The organism is Verrucomicrobia bacterium S94, assembly GCA_004299845.1.
Classification (GTDB): domain Bacteria; phylum Verrucomicrobiota; class Kiritimatiellia; order Kiritimatiellales; family Pontiellaceae; genus Pontiella.
Genome location: CP036201.1, coordinates 4003151 through 4018379 on the forward strand (window position 1 = coordinate 4003151; position 15229 = coordinate 4018379).

A 15229-nucleotide genomic window follows, 5' to 3' on the forward strand; every position below is an offset into this window, starting at 1 on the left:
GAGAGAATGAGCAAAAATTTAGTGATTGTGGAGTCGCCGGCGAAGGCGAAGAAGATCAACCAGTTTCTGGGTAAGGATTATTGTGTGATGGCCTCAGTCGGTCATGTGCGCGATCTCCCGGCCAAAAAACTCGGGGTTGATATCGAGAAGGATTTCGAACCGGAATATGTAAGCACCGCCCGCGGTAAAAAGGTGCTGAAGGAACTGAAGGACGAGGCGAAAAAATGCGAAAAGGTTTATCTCGCACCCGACCCGGACCGCGAAGGGGAAGCGATTGCATGGCATCTTTATGAGGCGCTGAAGAAAACGGTCGGCGAAGAAAACTTCTATCGGGTCACCTATAACGAGATCACGAAGCCGGCTATTCTGGCGGCTTTTGAACAGCCCGAGCAGATTGATATGGACCGCGTGAATGCGCAGCAGGCACGGCGCATTCTGGACCGGCTGGTCGGTTTCCAGGGCAGTCCGGTGGTGCGCAAACAGATCCGCGGAGCTCAGAGTGTCGGGCGTGTGCAGACCGTGGCACTGCGGCTGGTTGTGGAGCGCGAAAACGAGATTGAAAACTTTAAGCCGGAAACCTATTTCACCGTCGGTGCCCAGGTGCGGAAGCAGGAGCAGCCGCTGGATCCGTTCACAGTGAAGCTGGCCCGGATTAACAATGAGCCGGTCGGAGTGAAGGACCGCAAACTGCTGCCGGGAGCAGTGAAAACGCAGGAACAGCTTGAGGCCATTCAGAAGGAGCTCGAAAACAGCGCGATGAAAGTCAGCGATGTGATCACCAAAGAGGTGACCCGCCGGGCCCGGCCGCCGTTCATTACATCCACGCTGCAGCAGTCAGCCTCCGGTTCGCTCGGTTTTGCGCCGGCGCGCACGATGGGCCTTGCACAGAAGCTGTATGAAAGCGGACTGATTACCTATATGCGTACCGATTCGTTCAACATTGCGCAGTCTGCGCAGGAAGAGTGCCGCGAATTTGTGAACAGTCATTATGGTTCGGAATATCTGCCTTCAACACCGAATACCTACCGTTCAAAGGGCGCGGCGCAGGAGGCTCATGAAGCGATTCGTCCGACGGATGTGACGGTTGAGCCGGGCCGGGAAGGCATTAAGCTGGAGGCGGCGGAGCAGAAGCTTTACCGCCTGATCTGGGAACGTTTTGTGGCCTCGCAGATGGTGCCTGCAAAAATTGCGCGCCGGACGGTGGAGGTTGAAGCCGGTTCGGAAAATACCTATCTGTTCCGGGCGACGGCTTCGGAGATTGTATTTCCCGGTTATATGAAAGCATCCGGTATTGAGGCCGCCGCTGACAAACCGAAAGAGGGCGAGGATCATGCTGAGACCGAAAAAATTCCGCCGCTGACGAAAGGTGAGGGGCTGGATGTGCTGGACTGGCTGACGGAACAGAAGGAAACCAAGCCGGTTGCCCGGTATACGGAGGCTTCGCTGATCCGCGCTCTGGAGGAAAATGGCGTGGGCCGCCCGTCGACCTATGCGGCGATTATGTCGAAGCTCGACGAGCGCGAATATGTGGTTAAAGAGAAGCGTTCGTTGATTCCGACAGATCTCGGAAAAGAGCTGGTGACGCTCGTGCTGCGTACGGAAGAAAAACTGAAACACGGAAATAAAATCGACCTTTTTGATGTCCGTTTTACGGCCGATATGGAAACCCGGCTTGACGAAGTCGAGGCGGGGAAAATCGAGTGGACGGAGATGATGAAGGAGTTTTATCCGTCGTTGCTGGAATGGATTGAACATGCCAGGGAGACGGCGGATCCGGCGTTCGTTGAAAAGTGCTTCCGGGCGCTGGAAAACGTTACGGAGTGGGCGCCTGCGGTTAAATCCGGTCGACGGACCTATGATGATCATAAAACGTTTGAGGATCTTAAGGAGAAGGTCAATGAGGGCGAACTGCTCTCGAAACGGCAGGGTGAAATGCTGCATAAAATGTGCTGCCGCTATATGAAGCAGGTGCCGGAGGATCTGGTGAAAGCACTGGAGCTGGTTGAGCCGGAGGCGGTTCGTGATGATACTCCGCGTAAACTGCAGCTGCTGGCTAATGTGAAGTTTGACGAGCCGCAGAAAGTGGGCAAACGAACCTATGATGATAAGAAGTTTGTCACTTCTCTTAGTGATCAGATTACGATGGGTAAGCGGCTGTCGGATCGGCAGGTTGCTTATCTCGATTCGCTGCTGACCAAGTATTCGGACCAGATCGAAAATTTTGAGGCCGTTAAAGCAGAGCTCAAGCTGGACGAAAAGGAAAAAGTGGAGGCCGATCCCTCGACTGCGCCGGTGCTGGCCATGATGGAAAATGTGAAGGAATGGGCGGAACCGACCAAGCGCGGAAAGCGGGAATTTAACGATAAAACATTTTATGAGTCGCTGGCTTCCCAGTTTAAGGGGAAGGGCTCGCTGTCGGAGCGGCAGCTCGCTGCGCTGAAAAAGATGGCGGCACGTTATGCGGATCAGATTCCGAATTATGCGGAAATGCAGGATCGGTACGGTCTGCCTGCTCCGCGCAAACCCAAACCGAAAAAAGAAGATGCCGCTGAGGGATAGTGAATCCGCTAAGTACACGAAATGTGTCTTTCCATGTATTTAGAGGGTTCCCAGGCTAATTATGATCGATCCGTGCGTTAAGCATTTTATCCAGTATCTGGAAGCCGAGAAGAATGCCTCGGAGCATACGATCAGCAATTATCTCATTGATATCCGGCAGTTCTGCGAGATTGTCTGGGGTGAGGAGGCGGCGGCACCGTTCAGGTGGAAGAGTGCCGACCGTTTTGCCGCCCGAAAATTTCTGGTTTTTTTTCAGAAGCTGGAAATGGCACCGACCACGACAGGGAGGAAGCTTTCCGCATTGCGATCATTTTATAAATTTCTGCTGCGCGAGGAATATGTGGACCAGAATCCGTTCAGCGGCTTGAATCTGCCCAAGAAGGGCAATTATCTGCCGCAGATTCTCTCGGTGGATGAAATGGGAAAACTGCTGGATGCGCCGGTTAAATTTGACGAACAGCAGGCGGCCTCTTCGAATCCGAAGATCAGACTCTGGCGTGAATACATGGTAGCGCGGGATTCCGCGATTCTGGAAATGCTCTATTCCACCGGCATGCGGATTAATGAACTGGTTCAGCTTCCCGAAGAGTCCATCGATCTGCTTTCCGGTGTGGCGCGGGTTCGGGGAAAGGGCAAGAAGGAACGGTTGTGTCCGCTGGGTTCTCCGGCTACGCGTGCATTGATGAAAAATCTGGAGCTGCGGGAAAATGTCTGGTTGCTGGAGGGTAAAAAAAGTGTGCGCAGTCCGGTTTTCCTGAATAAAAACGGTGGGCCGATCTCGGCGCGGTCGATTGAACGCATGATGAAAAAATACGTGTTATTCTGCGGCCTGAACGCCGAGCTTACGCCGCACAGCCTGCGGCACAGCTTTGCCACCCACCTGCTTGATGCCGGGGCGGATCTGCGCAGTGTACAGGAGTTGCTGGGACACGCTTCACTTTCCACCACACAGATTTACACGCATGTCTCGGTCGAGCGCCTGAAAGAGGTCTATCAGCTGGCACATCCCCGCGCCTGATGCTGTATAAAGACTTTGCGGAGCGGAAGTTTTCCGCTGTTTGTAAAAAGTCTGTTTTTCCCGCTTGCCATTTAAACGCGGATTCGTACACTACGCTCTTCCTTGGTCAAAACGGGGTGTGGCTCAGTCTGGTAGAGCGCTACGTTCGGGACGTAGAAGTCGCTGGTTCGAATCCAGTCACCCCGACCATATTTTCAGGTTTTCGAACCTGGTTGCCGGAAATCCCGAACCGGTGACACCAAGGCGAGATAGCTCAGTCGGTAGAGCAGGGGATTGAAAATCCCCGTGTCCCCAGTTCGATTCTGGGTCTCGCCACCACTTTGAACCCCTTGTCGCACGATGACGAGGGGTTTTCTGTATCAGATGATCGGTTGAAGGGGTTGCCATCGAGGAACTTCATCGGTATAACATTCCGCTCTTCACTGCCCGGATGGTGAAATTGGTAGACACAAGGGACTTAAACTCCCTCGGCTATTGCAGCTGTGCCGGTTCGAGTCCGGCTCCGGGCACCACCTTTTTATCGTTTCGGGGGACTGAAGACATTCCAGTCTCTGGAGGGCGATCATCTGTGTTTCGTGTGCGGAACGATCAGGGTTTTATCGGTCAGGGGGAGGCGCTTTGCCGGATGCCGTGACTGATACCGTTTACTACAACATTCCGGTCTTAACGACAGCGTTATTCCGCGCAGCGACGCAGAGCGCGCGGAGCCCTTTATGACTGAATTTCTCTGCGTCCTCAGCCAAATTTATACCGGATAGTTTTAACGTTTGGTATGAACCCTTTTTTCCGCCTGCAGCTGCCGGAATAAAAAAAGCGCCCGTTTCGGGGCGCTTTGTAAGCTGGAAAGGAAGCTGCCGGTTTAGATGATAATATCGTTTTTTCCGCCGCGCAGTTCGTCGGGCGTGACAATTTTATTGGCCTGTTCCTGCTGCATGCGGATCATATCCTCCTGCAGTTTTTTGACGGCGTCATTGATGGCTTCCGGGAATTTTGCAACGGCTTCTTCGAGCGTTGTGGCGTCAATCTCGCCGGAAATCGGAAGGGCGCCACCGGGGGTCATAATATTGGTGGTGGCGGACCAGGAGGCCTGGCGGTTTTCATCTTCTGTACCGTCGATTTTGATCGGGGTCAGTTTACGGATGGAGCCGACCTGCAGGTCGGTGAAGTTTTCTTCTTTCCAGAGATTGGAACCGTCGATCTGGATATTTTCAAGGGATTGTTCTTCAGCCATAGCTACCTTTCATAACGGGAAATATGTATGCCCGCTGTTTGATTGATTGAAATTGAAAAACGAACTTTGTCGGGTTTTCGGTTTCAGCGCAAGGTGAAACCGTTGAAAGAGGTCTGGTGGTTGGACTATGCGGGATCGGCATGGGTTTTTGCAGGATTCACATTGCGTAAACGGCTGTGGGCGGCGTCTTCTTTACAATTATTTTTAAAAGGGAAAGGTGAATAATGCATTTTATACTTAAAATTCTGTGTCTGGTTGTGGCGGTTTTTCCGGTTTTGTGTCCGGCCATTGACAGTATTGAAACCGGGGAAACCCTTATGAAGGTGCGGTCCGCCGCAGCCGTAAACGGATCGTTTATTGTGGGCAGCAGTTATGATGGCGATCTGCTGGCCTATACATACGATGGTTCCAGACTTTGGAAAACAGCGCTTTCCGGTGGAATTATGAATAACGATCTCTGGTGTGCTGATCTGGATGGCGATGGCATTGATGAGGTGCTGGCGGCGAATTCCGACGGATCGGTTTACTGTGTGAATTATAAGGGTGCTGTACTCTGGCGGTTTCAGCCGAATGAAGTGCCGATGATTTCGGTCTGTACCGTTCGTGATTCATCGGGAGCGGTTTATGTGGCCTGTGGGGGGAATGATAAAAATTTTTACTGGCTCTCCGGAGAGGGTACGCTTTTGAAGACCGTGCCGTCGGCGGGATATGACACGGTTATTCAGCCCAATAAAAAGTGGATTGATGACGGAACGCTTGAAAAGAATGTGCATGTTGTGAATTTTCTGAGGCCCATCCGGCAGCCGGACGGGTCTGATGTGCTGCTGTTGAATGCTGTGCTGACCAATGCGGATCAGAGTTCAATGCTTTTCCGGTTCCGGCCGTTGGCGGTCCGGCCTTTCAGGGCGCGTAAATTGGGGTATGGGTACGGCCCGGTTGCTGATTTGCGGGTGAATGGCGGGGAGTTGCTGATCGGTACGTCGGGGATGAATAAAACCGTTGATTTCATTCGTTTTAATCTGGCGTCGGAAAAGGTGAAAAAACTGAATCTGCCCTCCACGAAAAAAAGACCGGGGTTTGGTTATCGTGTGGCCCAAGCTGCTCGGCTGCCGGAAGGGAGCGGATTTGCATATCTGGTGAAGATCGGATCGGAAATGCTGCTGGTGCCGGATTCGATGGATGTGAAAAAAATCGAAACGATCTCGTGCAAATATTCATTTAATGACTTGTGGAAAGATCCGGTGACCGGAAAGCTGCTGCTGGCCAGTGCGCAGAGTGGAGGCAGTTGCATTCATGTTATTGATCTGACGGACGGGGATTGGAGAGCTGCCTATGAACAGCTCGACCCGCCCGGGAAAATTCAGGACATTCTCGACAATACGGCAGAACTGAAAAGGCAGCTGGCGGTATTTGAAAAACCGGAGTGGGAACGCGATCCTGTGACGGCCTACCTGATGTCACCGCCGAAGCCGTCGGAAAAGACGAAAGCGTTTCAGGCCAAATATGATAATCCTGTGTTTCTTGGCCATGTATTTATGAGGGGGCGGAGGACTGGGACCGTTCCGGTCTGGGAAATGCGGCGTTTGAGCAGGCGCGGGATAACCGAAAAACCTATAATCTGTCGCAGGACGAAATCGTGGAGAAGGCGCTGCGGGGGATGAATGAAAACGGCCTTTGCATGTGGGGCGGGCACGGGGTTGATCCGTTTTACTATAATCCGGAAACCCTGTGGAAAATCATGAAGGGAACCCGTGGGAAAAAGTCCGTATTCATCTGGCCGGAACTGACCATTCTGCATAAAAAGGAGTTTCCGTTTGCGGTAGAGCATCTCTTTGCACCTTTTGCAGAACATGCCCGGAAATATAACTCCACATTATACCTTAGAAGTAAGCATAATTTCTGGTTGGGGAACATTTACCGGCCGGAGTGGTCGCGTTTTCTTTCCGGGGAGTTTGCCGATGTGGCTGTGCCGTCGATGGAGGAGACGCAGGATCAGGCGCAGGATCTCAGTCTAGCCGGACGCCTGGGGCTGTGGAGCAGCGGGGTGTTCAGCAGCTGGGGAACGCGGTGTGCGCGGGATAATCCGAGTTTTACGCGCAACCGGCAGTTTTCACATCAGGAGCTGCCGAATCATTTTCTGCGCAATGCGGTGTATCATGTAGCCTATGGGGCCACGTACATTAACAACTTCAGTATCAGTTCGGCTTATTCGGATTACATGAATATTTTGTGGGAGCTGATCGGCAGCGGAGCGCTTTATATTCCGAAGCGGGAGGAGATCGTCAGTTTTAATCCGGTTCATCTGGGTATGATTACACCGGATGAGCGCTATATGCGTGAAGCGCATTCAACGACGACCAGCATTCGGTATGATGAAGCGTTTCATCCGGAAAATCCGTATGTTTTCAGCCGGCTTGACGGGGCCTGGTCGGGCGCGAAAGTGACGGACTGGGATTTTTCAACCTATGCGGCCGGTGTGAAGGACCGTCGCCAGAATTTTCTTGCTCCCTATCCAAACGGTATGGTGCTGATCACACCGCCGCAAACCGGCGTTTTTGCGGATCCGAATGCGCCGCGCGGCACATTGGCTGAGCATCTCCATCCCATGTATGGAAATCTGCTGAAGGAGCATATCACCAATGGCCGGCACTATTTTTCTTCCGATGGAAAAGAGACCTTTTCCGCCGATGTCTATGCGGAACGGGTGAGGGCCGAGATTGAGGCCGGGACGGAAAAAATGCCGCTGACGGTATCCGGCGGTGTCGCCTGGGTGTGTGCTCAGACGGCGCCGCATCATCTGCGTCTGACACTGATTGACAGTGGTTATCTGAACCCGTCGCGCAAAACGGCGAAGGTGGAGTTTCATGCGGTGAATCCGCTGAAGATTACCGATCTGCTGAGCGGGGAGCAGATTGCTCCGGGGAGAGTGTGTGAGGTGGATGTTCCCTGCGGTCTTTTCCGTTTCCTGGATATTGAACTGACGCAGCCGCTATAAACAGCTGTTCAAAAAGAAACCCGCATCGGCTGATGCGGGTTTAAAATGGTGCGCCCAACAGGAGTCGAACCTGTATCTATGGCTTCGGAGGCCACTATTCTATCCATTGAACTATGGGCGCACGAAAAAACGAATTTATAGGGGGAATCCGGAAAACCCGCAATACTTAATATCCACAGATTACACGGATTGAGGGGTTGCTATGTTTAATCCGTGAAAATCTGTGAAATCTGTGGATTTCGAGTTAGCTGTTCTTCGCTTCGAATTCCTTCATGAAGTCGATCAGCGCATCGATACCTTCTTCCGGGAAGGCGTTGTAAATGGAGGCGCGAATACCGCCGACGGAGCGGTGGCCTTTGAGTGTTTTCAGGTTTTTCCCGGCGGCTTCTTTGATGAATTGCGCTTCGAGTTCTTCGGTCGGCAGGCGCCAGGTGACGTTCATGGTAGAACGGAATTCCTTGACGGCGGTGCCTTTGTAGAAGTCGGAGCTGTCGATGCAGTCGTAGAGTTTAGCGGCTTTGGCTTCGTTGATCTTCTGCATGCCTTCCAGTCCGCCGTTGGCTTTGAGCCAGCGGGTGACGAGGCAGAGGATGTAGACCGGGAAGGTCGGTACCGTGTTGTAAAGGGAATTGTTTTCGATGTGCGTTTTATACCGCATGATGGTCGGAACGGTTTCCGGGCATTTTTCAGCCAGTTCGTCTTTAATGATGACGAGGGTGATGCCGGCCGGGCCGAGATTTTTCTGTGCTCCGGCGTAAATGAGGCCGAATTTGGAGATGTCGAGCGGGCGGCTGAGGATGTCGGATGACATATCGGCGATCAGGCAGTCGTGTTCCGGGAATTCTTTCCACTGCGCACCGGAGATCGTTTCGTTGGAGGTGATGTGCAGATAGGCTGCGCCGTCGGTCAGCTTCAGTTCATCAATGGTGGGTACGCGGGTGGGAATTTCTTTTCCGCAGTCGGCCGCAATATTCACGTTGCCGAGCATTCTGGCTTCTTTAATGGCTTTGGCCGCCCAGGAGCCGGAGTTGGTGTAGTCGGCGGTTTCGCCTTTACCGAGCAGATTCATCGGAATCAGCGGAAACTGGGTGGAGGCTCCGCCGGTCATGAAGAGCACACTGTAGCCTTCCGGGATATTGAGCAGTTCTTTGATATTCGCGATGCATTCATCGTGTACAGCGGAATATTCTTTGCCGCGGTGGCTCATTTCCATAATGGACATGCCGGTTCCCTGGTAATCAACCAGTTCGGCAGCGGCTTCTTTAAGTACTTCTTCCGGCAGAATGGCCGGCCCGGCGGAAAAGTTATATGCTCTCATGAATTCAAGGTTCCTCGTGGTTGAAATTTACGAAAGCGCGAACCTAGCAATTCACAGTTTCATGCTCCAACTCAAAATTCGGTATAAATCCATCGAAATAACGGGGTTTTAGCGCGGGTTTAGGAAAAATGTTGTTTGGCAAGGGTGTCGTAGAGGTGGATTGCGCGAAGGACGTAAGCTCGTTTTTCCACGAAGGGGCGGGGGAAAAAGGAGCGTTTGAAGCCGGCCAGTACGAGATCGCGGAACTGGCTGTCGGTTAAATCGAGGTGTCTGGAACAGAGCAGCAGTTCGTTGGTGACGCTGGTGTGCGATACAAGCCGGTTGTCGGTGCTGATACTGACCGATAGACCGTTGTCGATCATGGTTTGTATGGGGTGGCTTTGCAGCGATGAGATTTCGGGAAGGGTCTGGAGGTTGGACGTGGGGCAGACCTCGATGGTGATCCGCTGGTTGGCGATGTATTCGCTGAGTTGGGCAATGTACCCTTTTTTGTCTTTGATGGATTTCAGTTTGATGGCTTCTTCGCTGAAAAGAAAGGTGCCGTGACCGATACGGTTGGCGTGGCATTCGGTGATGGCCTGGAAGATGGATTCCGGACCGTAGGCCTCGCCGGCGTGGACGGTTTTGCGGAGGAAGTTTTTGTGGGCGTAGTCGAAGGCTTCCTGATGGTGGGCAGCCGGATAGCCGGCCTCTTCGCCGGCGAGATCGAATCCGACGACCGGAAGACCTTCGTTGCGCAGTCGTACGGCTTCTTTGACCAGCCCGAGGGAGGCGCGGGCGAAGATGTAGCGCTGACCGGAATTTCCGGCGCGGGAAAAGAGACGGGCATAGTAGGGCGACATATGGCGGTTAAAATGGCGCATGGCGCAGAGAATGATCCCGAATTCGAAGGGGATGTCGTTTTCGGCAATGGATGCGTTCAGGTGTTTTTTTGCATTTTCCAGTCCTTGTGAAACGGCGCGGACCACCGGTTCAATTTCCCGTGAACGGGCAATATGCAGCTGCGGGGCGAAGCGGACTTCGATGTAACGCACCCCTTCTTCGTAGGCATCTTCGGCCAGCTCGAACGCGGCGCGTTCCAGATTTTCCAATGATTGAAGGACGGCAACGGTATAGGCGAAGCCGGCAAGGTATTCGCTGAGATTGGCGTATTTATTTTTAAAGATCAGTTCGTTGAGCCCGGTTTCTTCGTAGGAGGGAAGCTCGATGTTTTCCGCACTCGCCATTTCGATGAGCGAACGGAGCCGGAGAGAGCCGTCGAGATGAAGGTGCAGGTCGGTCTTTGGTATTTTACGAATGAATTGTTCGGAGAACTTTGACATGTTGAACCCTGTTTTGCGCAGAGCTTAATCTCGAAACATATGGAATACACGAAAATTTACGATGCTGATTTTTGAATCTCAGAGTCTGGATGTCTATCGGAATCTTGCGATGGAGGAATATCTGATGGATCGGGTTCAGGATTGCGGTCCGGTTCTCTATCTGTGGCGCAGTGAATGCGCGGTGGTGATGGGCAAAAACCAGAATCCCTGGAAAGAGTGCCGGCTTGATCTGATGGAAAAGGAAGGGGTTCCGCTGGCCCGGCGGATTTCGGGAGGAGGCACGGTTTATCATGATGCCGGAAATCTGAATTATTGCGTGATCACCGGGCGCGAGGAATATTGTGAGTCCGATGCCTATCAGCTGGTTTTTCAGGCACTGGAAACATTCGGTATCCGGGCGGAAAAGACGGGGAAGAGTAATCTGAGTGTGAATGGGCGGAAATTTTCCGGCAATGCGTTTGCCTTTCGGAAAGGCCGGGTGATGCACCATGGCACACTGCTGCTGGAAACGGATCTGAAACGACTGGGGCGGTATCTGGGATCGATGCTGGACGGCATTGAGACGCATGCTATTTCCTCGGTGCCGGCGGAGGTCGCGAATCTGGGCGTGAGCCGTCATGATCTGGCGGAGGCGTTGAAGGCGGTGTTCCGGAAAAACTATGGTGATGGGCGGGAAATCCAGTGGCTGGAGACTGATTTTGATGAAACGGTTTTAAATGAAATTGTAGCGAAACAGGTTTCCGATACCTGGAAGTTTGCTGCAACGCCGACGTTCACGCTTGAGCGGGACGGACAGTTGTATCGTATCCGTAAAGGTGAAGTGCAGAACGGGATATATGAAGGGGAGGCATTCAAACGTGTTGCGAATTCGTTTGTCTGCTGAATTGACTCTGCAGGTTTTAAATTCTAGCTTATTCAATACAAATCTACCCTGGAGGATATATAATGAAGTTGTTGGCGAAAGTGTTCTGTTCTGTGGCGCTGGTTTCCCTGATTGCCGGTTGTGCAAGTAATGACAGTGTGTATATCCCGAAAGTGCCTGGAGGTGTCAAGCAGGCTTGGATGGAGTATGAAAAACTTCCGGAAAATAAAGTGTTCATTCTCGCGGTGGATCCGGGCGGTGATTATGCATATGCATTTGAAGGGGGACAGCCGACGTTGAAGGCCGCGGCGAAGGTTGCCGTTGAAAAAATGGATGTTTCCCGCAAAGCCAATAATGTCATTTCCCGGCCTTATGTTTATGCTATGAACGATAAAGTGGTCTGGGCCGACACAATTCGTGCAGCGGGCAATGCTCCGGCTGAAAAAAGCGTAAATGAAGCTTCCGACGAACAGAGCAGCGCAGAAGCTGAAACCATGTAATAATGTTTGAAGCGAAAGCCACTATTAAAAATGAGGCCGGCATCCATTGTCGGCCTTCTGCTATTCTGGTCAAAGAAGGATCCGCCTATCCCGGCAGGATTCTTGTGACCGCTCCTTCCGGGAGCTGTGATCTCACTTCAGCGCTCGAATGCATTATGCTGGGCCTGGAAAAAGGAACGGAAATTACGATTCAGGTTTCCGGTCCCGACGAAGAGGCCTTTGCCCGGAAGCTGGTTGAGCTCTTTGAAACGCATTTTGATTTTCCGCCGCAGTAGAAGAATCTGCGGTGCAGGGGGTAGAAGAAATACAGTTCCCGTCCATACTTTTTCCCGGGTTTCCCCGCGCCTCTCTCCTCTATTCCCGGTTTTATTCGCCGTATTAATCCCTCTGCCGGGGTTGACCCCGAATCTGTTACTGGTATAGTTCCCGCGAATTTTTGCCAAATCATTGGCTTTAAAAGAATAATCGTACCTATAAAACCAGGAAGGAAATATCATGTCAGCTAAGGTTCTTGATGCTGTAAAACCGGGTGTTCTCTTTGGAGACGACGTCGCTAAAGTTTTCGAAATTGCAAAGGCAAATAAATTTGCACTTCCGGCTGTAAACGTTGTGGGTTCCGACTCCATCAACGCTGTACTGGAAGCTGCTGCTGCAGTGAACTCTCCGGTCATCATTCAGTTTTCCAACGGCGGTGCTGCTTTCACAGCCGGTAAAGGACTGAAACTCGAAGGTCAGGACGCTCAGATTCTCGGCGCCATCTCCGGTGCGAATCACGTTCATGCCATGGCCGAAGCCTACGGCGTTCCGGTCATTCTGCACACGGACCATGCCGCAAAGAAACTGCTGCCCTGGATCGACGGTCTGCTGGAAGCCGGTGAAAAGAAATTTGCAGAAGAAGGTCGTCCGCTCTTCTCTTCCCACATGCTCGACCTTTCCGAAGAATCGCTTGAGGAAAACATTGAAATCTCCGCTAAATATCTCGAACGCATGTCTAAAATCGGCATGACGCTGGAAATCGAACTCGGTTGTACCGGTGGCGAAGAAGATGGTGTTGACAACTCCGATATGGATGAGTCCAAGCTCTACACGCAGCCGGAAGATGTGGCCTATGCCTACGAAAAACTGTCTGCTATCAGCCCGAACTTCACGGTTGCAGCGTCCTTCGGTAATGTGCACGGCGTTTACAAACCGGGTAACGTTAAACTGACTCCGACCATTCTGCGCGATTCCCAGGCATATGTTGCTGAGAAATTCGGCACCGATTCCGCGCAGCCGCTGAACTTTGTATTCCACGGCGGTTCCGGTTCCTCTCCGGCGGAAATCGAAGAGTCCATCAGCTACGGCGTTATTAAAATGAACATCGACACCGATACGCAGTGGGCCACCTGGGAAGGTGTACTGAACTTCTATAAGGAAAACGAAGCCTATCTGCAGGGTCAGCTCGGTAACCCGGAAGGGGCCGACAAGCCGAACAAGAAATTCTACGACCCGCGTGTCTGGCTGCGTAAAGGCCAGGAAGGTATGGTTGAACGTGTGAAAAAGGCGTTCGCCGATCTAAACGCGATTGGCGTAAACTAAGTTTTCGAAGCACTGAAAACTGAAAAAGCCGTCCATTCCGGGCGGCTTTTTTGATGTATGGACTATTTCGCGCCGACATTTGCGTGGTGATTTATACCATTTACTACAACATTCCGGTCTTAACGACAGCGTTATTCCGCGCAGAGACGCAGGGAGCGCGGAGCCGTTTATAACTGAACTTTTCTGCGTCCTCAGGGCCTCTGCGGGGATCAAATTTATACCGGATCGTTTTAACGTTTGGTATTACAACTGGAAACCGGGAACGTATCGTTCGAACGGATCCAGGCCGCGTCGCATCAGTTCCCGATAGGGATAGGTGCTGGTCCAGCTTTTTTCCTGATACGGAGCAATGCCTCGATAGTACAGTTTAACCGCCTTCTCCTCTTCGCCAATCAGTTCCATGTATTTTCCTGCCAGAAAGCAGTGGATGGCTTCATAGAGACTGCTTTGGGTTTCGAGCGCAACAAAGTCCGCATAAAGCTGATCGGTATCCCCGCCGTTTTCATCAAACTGCTGCATGCGCAGGGCGAGATCCAGCATCTGATCTCCGGTAGCACTCCGTTTCTGTGCGGAGGAATATTTTTTAATCACCGTCGTCAGTGTTTTTTTATAGGAGTCCAGATCCCCCTTATCCCGCTGAACCAGGGCGAGCAGCATGCCGTATTGAATGTTCGCCGGCCAGCGGTAGGCTTTCTGATAACAAGCAATGGCCTGATCGTAATCTTTATCGGCCCAATGGTAATAGGCGCTGGCAATCGTGTCGGCCCTCTTTTTATGTTCCGTCTGTTCCAGTTCGGCCATTGCCTGTTCAGCAATGGGCTGAAACCACGCGGCGTTTGTCGAGATGTTGTACTTCAGACATTTTGTGTAATGCTGGAGCGGGGTCGTTGTATTTTTGTAACGCGCATATTCCCGGTTCAGGAGTTCTTCGCAGTGTACGTGGTTACCTGCGGCGTAGGCACATTCTGCAGCGACGGCCAACGCCCACTGCGCTCCGCTGCGGCTTGCGGCTTCGGCATAGGGGACAGCCTGTTCTGTTTTACCGGTTTTCATCAGCTGTTTGACGATTTTGCAACGGATTGCGGTGTGCTTCAATCCGTAATCGGGAAAGGTCAGTGTGTGCTCCATGATTTCCAGCCATCGGTCGGTTTGGCCGGTTTTCAGCAGGCATTGGGCGAGCTGCTCATGGACAGTAATATCATCCAGTTTCAGCAGGGCCTTTTCGTAGTATGGAACAGCCGCTTCCACCTGACCGGCTTGGCGATATTGTTCGGCAATGGCCTGATTGATTTCCGGACGGTCGTCTGCTGAATACTCCGGAATCTTTTTTTCCCAGTCGCTACTGTTTTCCAGCCATGCGCGTCCTCCGTAAGGCGAATAAGGACTGATCTGGAGCAGGCGTTCGGCGATTTCAGCTTTATGCATGCGGTTATCTGTCAGTGCCAGTCTGCGCTGTAAATCGGCGTGGGTTTCGTCGAGCTGCCGGAGGTAGTTCTTTTTAATTTCGGCTCCTGTGGATGGACCGTATTGTGCTTTGGTGTCGATAAAGTGGGTAAAGAAGAGGTGAGCTCCTGCAGGCAGATCAGAAATTGGAGTTTGGTTGAGTAGCCGGGCATATTCCTCATTGGCCTCCTGGCTTTTTGCAACATTGGCTTCGAGCAGGGGCAGATAAAGATGACCGGTCAGAGCGGGGAGTGCCTCCCGGGTAAAGCTGTCGATCGATACCGACCACATGTCGTCCATGAAATGCTGACGCCAGACCACAGCGGTAAACATATAATCAAGAATGTGATTACCGAGTGCCGCCAGAGAAGGTTCTCCGGTATCGTTTCCGCTCAAGGTCAGT

General features: G+C 52.2%; 12 protein-coding genes and 4 tRNA genes. 11 read left to right on the top strand and 5 right to left on the bottom strand.

From position 1 onward, the window contains the following. Positions 1–6 precede the first annotated feature (6 nt). From topA to EGM51_17630, 5 genes are all read left to right on the top strand, one after another. Positions 7–2559 carry a type I DNA topoisomerase gene (gene topA / locus EGM51_17610; protein ID QBG49125.1) on the top strand — a complete coding sequence of 851 codons (2553 nt, stop codon included), beginning with the start codon at positions 7–9 and terminating at the stop codon, positions 2557–2559. A 61-nt stretch (positions 2560–2620) separates the two neighbouring features. Continuing rightward, entirely contained in the window at positions 2621–3577 is a 957-nt protein-coding gene (locus EGM51_17615; protein ID QBG49126.1) for a tyrosine recombinase, read from the top strand. A gap of 112 nt (positions 3578–3689) precedes the next feature. Next, positions 3690–3766: transfer RNA gene (locus EGM51_17620), tRNA-Pro, on the top strand. 53 nt (positions 3767–3819) lie between these two features. Further along, a tRNA-Phe gene (locus EGM51_17625) sits at positions 3820–3895 on the top strand. Between the two features lie 106 nt (positions 3896–4001). Further along, positions 4002–4089: transfer RNA gene (locus EGM51_17630), tRNA-Leu, on the top strand. A gap of 347 nt (positions 4090–4436) precedes the next feature. On the opposite strand, the gene EGM51_17635 is transcribed toward EGM51_17630, so the two are convergent. Next, on the bottom strand, positions 4437–4808 hold the full coding sequence (locus tag EGM51_17635) for a hypothetical protein (protein ID QBG49127.1): 372 nt from the start codon (positions 4806–4808) through the stop codon (positions 4437–4439). A gap of 224 nt (positions 4809–5032) precedes the next feature. Here EGM51_17635 and EGM51_17640 point away from each other — a divergent pair, with 224 nt between their 5' ends. After that, positions 5033–6469 (top strand): hypothetical protein, encoded by a 1437-nt coding sequence (locus EGM51_17640; GenBank protein QBG49128.1) that lies wholly within the window; start codon positions 5033–5035, stop codon positions 6467–6469. Then, on the top strand, positions 6445–7803 hold the full coding sequence (locus EGM51_17645) for a hypothetical protein (GenBank protein QBG49129.1): 1359 nt from the start codon (positions 6445–6447) through the stop codon (positions 7801–7803). The genes EGM51_17640 and EGM51_17645 overlap by 25 nt, the downstream gene beginning before the upstream one ends. A gap of 46 nt (positions 7804–7849) precedes the next feature. Here the strand turns inward: EGM51_17645 and EGM51_17650 are convergent. The 3 genes from EGM51_17650 to EGM51_17660 form a co-directional block, all read right to left on the bottom strand. Continuing rightward, positions 7850–7924: transfer RNA gene (locus EGM51_17650), tRNA-Arg, on the bottom strand. A gap of 123 nt (positions 7925–8047) precedes the next feature. Continuing rightward, positions 8048–9121, bottom strand: a complete 1074-nt coding sequence (serC, locus tag EGM51_17655) for a 3-phosphoserine/phosphohydroxythreonine transaminase (GenBank protein ID QBG49130.1) — start codon at positions 9119–9121, stop codon at positions 8048–8050. 119 nt (positions 9122–9240) lie between these two features. Further along, positions 9241–10443, bottom strand: a complete 1203-nt coding sequence (locus tag EGM51_17660; GenBank protein ID QBG49131.1) for an adenosine deaminase family protein — start codon at positions 10441–10443, stop codon at positions 9241–9243. Between the two features lie 61 nt (positions 10444–10504). Between EGM51_17660 and EGM51_17665 the strand changes: the two genes are divergently transcribed. The 4 genes from EGM51_17665 to fbaA all read left to right on the top strand — a co-directional run bounded on the left by EGM51_17665 (position 10505) and on the right by fbaA (position 13383). Beyond that, positions 10505–11326: a lipoate--protein ligase family protein gene (locus tag EGM51_17665; GenBank protein ID QBG49132.1), complete on the top strand. Its 822-nt coding sequence runs from the start codon at positions 10505–10507 to the stop codon at positions 11324–11326. Between the two features lie 62 nt (positions 11327–11388). Beyond that, on the top strand, positions 11389–11805 hold the full coding sequence (locus EGM51_17670; protein ID QBG49133.1) for a hypothetical protein: 417 nt from the start codon (positions 11389–11391) through the stop codon (positions 11803–11805). Positions 11806–11807: 2 nt separating this feature from the next. After that, on the top strand, positions 11808–12080 hold the full coding sequence (locus tag EGM51_17675) for an HPr family phosphocarrier protein (protein ID QBG49134.1): 273 nt from the start codon (positions 11808–11810) through the stop codon (positions 12078–12080). Between the two features lie 220 nt (positions 12081–12300). Continuing rightward, entirely contained in the window at positions 12301–13383 is a 1083-nt protein-coding gene (fbaA, locus tag EGM51_17680) for a class II fructose-bisphosphate aldolase (protein ID QBG49135.1), read from the top strand. A 243-nt stretch (positions 13384–13626) separates the two neighbouring features. On the opposite strand, the gene EGM51_17685 is transcribed toward fbaA, so the two are convergent. After that, positions 13627–15222: a tetratricopeptide repeat protein gene (locus tag EGM51_17685; protein ID QBG49136.1), complete on the bottom strand. Its 1596-nt coding sequence runs from the start codon at positions 15220–15222 to the stop codon at positions 13627–13629. Positions 15223–15229: the final 7 nt, after the last annotated feature.

What these genes read in the sequence shown, in the direction of transcription:
- EGM51_17615 (QBG49126.1), top strand. Translation starts at nt 2,621, where the DNA reads ATGATCGATCCGTGCGTTAAGCATTTTATCCAGTATCTGGAAGCCGAG.
- EGM51_17675 (QBG49134.1), top strand. Translation starts at nt 11,808, where the DNA reads ATGTTTGAAGCGAAAGCCACTATTAAAAATGAGGCCGGCATCCATTGT.
- fbaA (QBG49135.1), top strand. Translation starts at nt 12,301, where the DNA reads ATGTCAGCTAAGGTTCTTGATGCTGTAAAACCGGGTGTTCTCTTTGGA.
- topA (QBG49125.1), top strand. Translation starts at nt 7, where the DNA reads ATGAGCAAAAATTTAGTGATTGTGGAGTCGCCGGCGAAGGCGAAGAAG.
- serC (QBG49130.1), bottom strand. Translation starts at nt 9,121, where the DNA reads ATGAGAGCATATAACTTTTCCGCCGGGCCGGCCATTCTGCCGGAAGAA.
- EGM51_17635 (QBG49127.1), bottom strand. Translation starts at nt 4,808, where the DNA reads ATGGCTGAAGAACAATCCCTTGAAAATATCCAGATCGACGGTTCCAAT.
- EGM51_17660 (QBG49131.1), bottom strand. Translation starts at nt 10,443, where the DNA reads ATGTCAAAGTTCTCCGAACAATTCATTCGTAAAATACCAAAGACCGAC.
- EGM51_17640 (QBG49128.1), top strand. Translation starts at nt 5,033, where the DNA reads ATGCATTTTATACTTAAAATTCTGTGTCTGGTTGTGGCGGTTTTTCCG.
- EGM51_17670 (QBG49133.1), top strand. Translation starts at nt 11,389, where the DNA reads ATGAAGTTGTTGGCGAAAGTGTTCTGTTCTGTGGCGCTGGTTTCCCTG.
- EGM51_17665 (QBG49132.1), top strand. Translation starts at nt 10,505, where the DNA reads ATGCTGATTTTTGAATCTCAGAGTCTGGATGTCTATCGGAATCTTGCG.